We start from the raw sequence: 6,475 nt of genomic DNA on the forward strand, positions 1-6,475 counted from the left end.
GGGTGAACGTTTGCGTGTATATAAAAACACCGCCAATTTGGCGGTGTTTTTATAATTAGGGTGAGGTTGTCTCAGCAAATACTGGCATTGAGTCCGTCAGCAGATTCGATTGACCGAAAGGTCACGCTGACAAGACGCTCGCTGTTACTCATCGTCAACTTTAGGTGCAACTCTCTTTTTCGGCACAAATACCGCATCACCCACTGCCACATTCTGATAAAAGGTTTTATCGCGTTTAACGGGCTTTTTATTGGCGGTGTGCGCCTTGGGCTTAGTACTTTTAGTCTTAGCGGCTGCGTTTTTCTTAAAGGCCGGAACGCGTGGTTTTAGTCCGGTAAATTTACCTTTCAGATCATCAAATTGAGAGAACTCGATATCTTGCTGCAAAAAGGCTTCCACGCGCTTGAAGCTGTCCCAATCTTTTGGGCCAACCAGCGAGATTGCATCACCTTTATTACCCGCACGGCCTGTACGACCAACACGGTGCACATACTCTTCCGTATGTTTGGGCATATCAAAGTTAATCACGTGCGTCACGTTCGCGATATCAAGGCCGCGTGAAGCCACATCCGTCGTGACCAAAATTTTAAATACAGCGCGCTCAAACTGGCTCATGATGGTGTTGCGTTGGTTTTGATTTAAATTACCACTCAACGCAACGGCTTTCAGTTTCTGCTCGTTGAGTTTAAGCGTTAAACGCTCAGTATCAGAACGGGTCGCGGTAAAAATGATCACTTGTCGATATTCGGCTTCCTGCAGCACGCGTTCGAGTAAGGCTTCTTTGTGATCGAGATGATCACAGAGGTAGAATTTTTGGGTGATGTCTTTATGCTCTTCGTTGACAACACCAATCGAAATGCGTTTTGGATCTTTAAGCAACTCGGTACCAAAGTCATTCACTTGGCCGTGATCAAGCGTTGCGGAAAACATCAGTGTTTGGCGACGACGGTGGTTCGCTGCATGATGAATACGGCGTAGTTCCGGAGCAAAACCTAGGTCCAGCATGCGGTCAGCTTCATCAAGGATCAGCGTATCTAAACCATCAAGACGCAACGAGCGGTGCTCTAAGTGATCCGCTAAACGACCGGGAGTCGCCACAATAAAACGGGGGAAACGGCGCAGTGCTTTTACTTGGTCGTTAAAGTTTTCACCGCCCACAATCAGCGTTGCTTCGTAGCTCAACCCACTGAGCATAGTACGCAGCTCACCGTACACTTGTTTGGCCAACTCACGTGTCGGAGCGAGAATCAGAGCTCTAGGGTCTTTTGCTGATAACGCTTTAGTTTTGAGAGACTTATGCAGCATTGGCAAAACAAATGCTAATGTTTTACCCGAACCAGTCTTAGAGGATGCCAACAAATCTTTACCTGCAATCGCCACGGGAACCGCTTGTTGTTGGATCTCTGTCGCTTGTTTGAAGTCATAGTGTTTGAGGGTCTTCAATAAGCGATTGTCTAAGCCTAAATCTTTAAACTGCAAAGGATTCTCCAAAAATTTGTAAAGTTGCCACAATAAATAGGGCAAGAGGTCAAAATGAAAACGCAATATGATAGCCCGAAAGGCGCTTAGATAGATAGAGATCACATAAAAATAATCAGCACGCACACTTTTTCAAAGCATAAGAAGATAGAAAATACGTCTCTTAACGATGAGACATAGCGGAGTAAATGAGCATAAATTGAAATTCTTGGATTATTTTGACGTTCGGCTACTGGGTGAACGCTAGAATAGTGTCTACAATTGAGTTCGTCACTATATATGATGATTTCCAAACAAGTGTATACCCAAACAACTTGACGTTGCAGGTAAACAGCACCGCTGTAGCTTCAAGTAGGAAAAGTATAATAGGGCGTCATTGATAATAATCTTACAAACAAGGAGTTCAATAATGAATAAGATGTTAATTGCAGCTGCAGCCTCTTCTGTACTTCTACTTGCTGGTTGCGCATCAGGTCCTGATGACGCAGCAATGACGAAAATGGATCAGCTAAGCAACCAAGTTAGCCAACTCAGTGATCAAATTTCTGCACTTAAGAGCGAGCAATCGACACTTTCGTCTAAAGTAAGCCAAGCGGCTGATGCCGCTGCCGCTGCGCAAGAAGAAGCGGCTCGTGCAAACGAGCGTATCGATAATATTGCTCAGTCATACACGAAATAATTTCGTTATATTCCATAGCTGAAATTGCTTAAAAGGCTTGTTAATCCAAGCCTTTTTTATTGCTGCTATTACATGGTTCACCATTAATGAACTCATCAACTTTTTTAATTACTCCAATGAGGTTGAAAAATCTGCAGCCACAACTTCGACAGGCACACCATTTTGCGCCAAGATCACCGCTCTCGCTTTCGCATCTGATTTGTTAAATTCATCCAACCACCAGCGAAGTTCTTGCGGTACCTGCAACTCTTTTTTACTGCCGTTACTGCGCGTTAAAGGTTCATGAACTTCAAGAAATACGCTTCGATCTGGCTCTAAGGCTAATTTTATCGGCTCATCAATTACTTTCACTTTCTCGCCACGCTGGACCTGCTTAAACAGCCATTCAATATCCTTGGGATCCATACGAATACAACCTGAGCTGACTCTCATACCAATACCAAAATCTTTGTTGGTACCGTGGATCAAATAATCACCCGCACCATAAGCGAGACGAAGCGCGTATTCACCAAGCGGGTTATCTGGCCCAGCGGGCACCACCGCAGGCAGTTCAATACCTTTCGCTTTATATTCAGTGCGGATCGATTGAGGAGGTGTCCAAGTTGGGTTCGGTCGTTTTTGGCTGATAGTGGTTTCCATTTCGGGCGTGTCACGACCAATACGGCCAATACCGACGGGGAAAATATGCACTTTGCGTTTTTCAGGCTCAAAGTAATAGAGCCGCAGTTCCGCTAAGTTGATGACGATGCCTTCGTAAGCCACGCGCGGTAAAATAATTTGTGACGGAATGGTTAGCACAAACTCTTGCTGCGGCAAAAATGGGTCAATTCCTTTGTTAGCCGCCATCAAAGATAAAAACCCAACATCGTACTGTTTTGCAATTTGCGCTAAGGTTTCGCCCTGCTCAATCACGTGATATTGAGTTCGGCCAACCATGCTACTGCCTTCGGCAGGAAAATCATAAGTCGCGGCAAACGCGTTCACACTGAGCGCACCCCAGCAACAACACAAAGAGAGTAGCTTGCGTAGCATGGTGATCAGGTATCCTTGGCGTCTTTATAGAGCTGTAAGGTTATCTCTCTTTCTACTTTATGATCAACCATTGGCGCGGGATATGACAAGGAATTGACGACAGGGAATTTCCAAGGCGTGTGGATGTACTTATCTGGCAACGAAGCCAATTCAGGTACCCACTGACGAATAAAATCCCCTTTCGGATCAAAACGTTCCCCTTGGCTGGTAGGATTAAAAATTCGAAAATAAGGTTGCCCATCACACCCTGTTGAGGCGCACCACTGCCAACCGCCATTGTTCGATGCATAATCGCCATCCACTAATGTTTGCATAAAATATTGTTCACCAAGTCGCCAATCGATATGCAGATCTTTGGTTAGAAAACTGGCCACAACCATCCTTAATCGGTTATGCATCCACCCCGTTTTATTGAGTTGGCGCATCGCCGCATCGACAATAGGGAACCCGGTTTGACCCTGCTGCCAACGTTCAAAGGCCGTTGAGTTCTCCCACCAAGAGACATGTTTCCCCCAAGGTGCAAAATCTTTTCCTTTACAGAGATCAGGACGGAACCCGATCAGATGCTGATAGAATTCACGCCAAATAATTTCGCTCAGCCAAGTTTGCGCCCCTTCAGACAACCCAATATGTTGCGATTCAGCGTATAGACGCGCCATACATTGACGCGCAGAAAGCGCCCCTATTGCGAGATAAGGTGACAGTGTGCTGGTCGAATCCAACGCGGGAAAATCACGCTGCTGGTGGTAATTCTGTACCTTATCACGGCAAAACTGACGTAATTTAGCGCGAATTGCATCGAACTCGACCACCCAATGATCACTGCTGATGCGTGGATAGCTGAACGAGCGGTGTTCGCTCCACAGCAACGGCTCAAGATCCTTTATGGGTTTATAATGTGCAGAAATAGGCGTTGGTAAAATTTGAGGTAGAGCCGCTTGTGACAACCACGCCCGTTTAAAAGGGGTAAAGACTTTGAAATAATCACCTTGCTTGTTTTTGACTGAACCGGGGGCAATAATGCACTTATCGTCGTATGCTCGCCACTCGATCTGGCGCTCTAGGCAAAACTGGCTCGCCATCTCATCACGCTGCAACTCATTGATTTCATACTCGCGATTAACTAACACTGCGCTGGCATTGAGCTGCTTAGCAATAGTGGCAATCTGCTGCGCAGCACCAGCGTAATCATCGACTTCCTCATACAATAGAGCAATATTGAGTGCTTGCAGTTCACGTTGCAGCTCAAATAAACGCCGATAAATAAGATCCGCCTGCATCGGAGCAAGATGGTGTTTTTGCCACTGTGCTGGTGTTGCAATGAATACGGCAACAACAGGTTCTTCACCATCAATGGCGGCATGTAATGCCGTATTATCAACGGATCGTAAATCTCGGCGCAGCCAGAGTAATTTCACTGTACATCCTTACTGATTAATCTAACGAATGGTGCAGACGAGCAACCACATCTGACAACGAAAGCTTATCTCCCAGTGAGATCCGCAATTTCCGTAACGCTTGAACTTGCTGCTCGGTTAACGCTCGATTGGCAAACAGCGCAACCTGTTGGTAGTTTGCTAAAGCATCATGATCAACAAGAGCGGTAAGATCTTCGACACCATCTAAGATAGTGAGGTTATACCCAGCTTCCACCTTTCCCACGAACCATAACCAAGCCAGTATGCTCGATGTTGGATCAAGATTAACGCAAAGACATTTTCCTTTAGTTGCCGCTTTGTTTTCCGCTTCAATGATCGAGCTCAACTTGCTTATCATCAGTGCCTGAAAAAGCCCTTTTTGCAAACTGCGCAACGGTCCTTTAACCCGCTCTAACGTGTCGATGACAGGAAAGACAAACTGCTGCTCAACAATCTCTAACGGATACTCTTTCAATACTGTAGCAATGGTTGATTCCGCTTTGCCTTTATTGAGATCCACTAAAGCTTGCAGCAATTGTTCTTGCTCTAAAAGCTCTGAACCATGATTTGCCAAAGTATCGATGATGCTTTCACTGCCACTGAGCAATGCACTCACTTTGCCAATCGAAACCCCTTTCGCCAGCCAGCCTTGAATAGTGCGAATCGTCGCAATATCCTCTTGTGAATAAAGGCGATGCCCTTTTTCCGTGCGCTGTGGCTGAACGAGGTGATAGCGGCGCTGCCATGCACGCAAGGTAACGGGCTTTACTCCAGTCATCTCGGCAACGTCTCGAATAGCGTATAATTTTTCAGTCATCATGTTTTCAGTCAGTGGGTTCTCATAGTCCATAACGTAACCTTAGCGTTTGTGGATAAGGCGATAAATAGTGCTGTTGCTGCAGATAAGCATCGGGATACATTTTTATGTAATGTTTGAGCAACGTAATAGGCGCAAGTAAAGGAAGCTCGCCAGTTCGATAGTCATCAATCAATTGCGCTAACTCCACTTTCTGCTCTTTGTTTAAGGCTCGTTTGAAATAACCCTGAATGTGCATCAAAACATTGGTGTTATTTTTACGGCTCGCTCTGTGTTTAAGCGCATCCATTAGCCCTTGGCGATAGTGCTCAATAAAATACTGTGGCGGATGCTGCTTGACTTCAGCCACCAAACGGCCGAGTTCTCGATACGCTTGCGGGTGATGCGCCATTAACGTCAATTTGTAGCGTGAATGAAAGGCCACCACTTTGCCCGGTGTCGGGTTGTCACCTATCGATTGATAAAAGTCATGTAAACAGTAGACACGCGTAATGAAGTTTTCGCGAAGCACAGGATCATGTAAACGGCCATCTTCCTCTACAGGCAACCACGGCATTTTACGCATCAAAGTGGCGGTATAAAGACCAACGCCCTCTTTGTCTGCTCGCTGATGCTTATAGACTTTGACTCTTTCCATGCCACATGTTGGGGATTTCGCACAAACGATATAACCACACAATTTCATCAATTCGAGTTCATCAACTTTTCGTTCTGAGAAATCGAACATGGCTTGCGTGTAATCTTTGGTTTCATCTTTAGTTTCAACCAGCGCTAAGCGCTCTTCGTGAGAGATCAAGCGAATGGTAGGCCTAGGGACCGTTAAGCCAATTCCAACTTCTGGGCAAACAGGTATAAAAGAGAAATAATTGGTGAGTTCTTTAGTTACAAAGTCACTCGCTTTGTGGCCAGAATCAAAACGGACTTGCTCTCCCAGCACACATGCACTGATCCCGATACGAATTTCTGGATTACTCATCGCCGCCTCATATACAAAAATATTTGTTGTATAATGTATAGCACACTCCAACCACCTTATACAAAATATATTTA

Annotated in this window: 6 protein-coding genes; 1 reads left to right on the forward strand and 5 read right to left on the reverse strand. The window is 45.5% G+C overall.

Features of this window, described 5'->3' with window-relative positions; all coding sequences use genetic code 11:
- Positions 1-144: 144 nt before the first annotated feature.
- Positions 145-1,491 (reverse strand): DEAD/DEAH box helicase, encoded by a 1,347-nt coding sequence (locus tag B9J87_RS02290; protein WP_026027154.1) that lies wholly within the window; start codon positions 1,489-1,491, stop codon positions 145-147.
- Positions 1,492-1,888: 397 nt separating this feature from the next.
- Between B9J87_RS02290 and B9J87_RS02295 the strand changes: the two genes are divergently transcribed.
- On the forward strand, positions 1,889-2,158 hold the full coding sequence (locus tag B9J87_RS02295) for an Lpp/OprI family alanine-zipper lipoprotein (RefSeq protein ID WP_026027153.1): 270 nt from the start codon (positions 1,889-1,891) through the stop codon (positions 2,156-2,158).
- A 108-nt stretch (positions 2,159-2,266) separates the two neighbouring features.
- Here the strand turns inward: B9J87_RS02295 and B9J87_RS02300 are convergent, their stop codons facing one another.
- Genes B9J87_RS02300 through B9J87_RS02315 form a run of 4 tightly spaced genes read right to left on the reverse strand, consistent with a single transcriptional unit; the run spans position 2,267 to position 6,401 of the window.
- Positions 2,267-3,190: a L,D-transpeptidase family protein gene (locus B9J87_RS02300; protein WP_094149277.1), complete on the reverse strand. Its 924-nt coding sequence runs from the start codon at positions 3,188-3,190 to the stop codon at positions 2,267-2,269.
- A gap of 5 nt (positions 3,191-3,195) precedes the next feature.
- On the reverse strand, positions 3,196-4,608 hold the full coding sequence (gene phrB, locus B9J87_RS02305) for a deoxyribodipyrimidine photo-lyase (RefSeq protein ID WP_094149278.1): 1,413 nt from the start codon (positions 4,606-4,608) through the stop codon (positions 3,196-3,198).
- 16 nt (positions 4,609-4,624) lie between these two features.
- A complete protein-coding gene (locus tag B9J87_RS02310; RefSeq protein WP_013868370.1) occupies positions 4,625-5,458 on the reverse strand; it encodes a MerR family transcriptional regulator in 834 nt (277 codons plus the stop codon).
- Positions 5,448-6,401 (reverse strand): YbgA family protein, encoded by a 954-nt coding sequence (locus tag B9J87_RS02315; RefSeq protein WP_094149279.1) that lies wholly within the window; start codon positions 6,399-6,401, stop codon positions 5,448-5,450. Before B9J87_RS02315 ends, B9J87_RS02310 begins: the two co-directional genes overlap by 11 nt.
- Positions 6,402-6,475: the final 74 nt, after the last annotated feature.

This window comes from Vibrio sp. V19_P1S1T109, assembly GCF_002241375.1.
In the GTDB taxonomy this organism is placed as follows: domain Bacteria; phylum Pseudomonadota; class Gammaproteobacteria; order Enterobacterales; family Vibrionaceae; genus Vibrio; species Vibrio anguillarum.

Bases quoted from the DNA above. Each gene is read 5' to 3' on its own strand.
- B9J87_RS02295 (WP_026027153.1), top strand. From the start codon at position 1,889: ATGAATAAGATGTTAATTGCAGCTGCAGCCTCTTCTGTACTTCTACTT.
- B9J87_RS02300 (WP_094149277.1), bottom strand. From the start codon at position 3,190: ATGCTACGCAAGCTACTCTCTTTGTGTTGTTGCTGGGGTGCGCTCAGT.
- B9J87_RS02310 (WP_013868370.1), bottom strand. From the start codon at position 5,458: ATGGACTATGAGAACCCACTGACTGAAAACATGATGACTGAAAAATTA.
- B9J87_RS02315 (WP_094149279.1), bottom strand. From the start codon at position 6,401: ATGAGTAATCCAGAAATTCGTATCGGGATCAGTGCATGTGTGCTGGGA.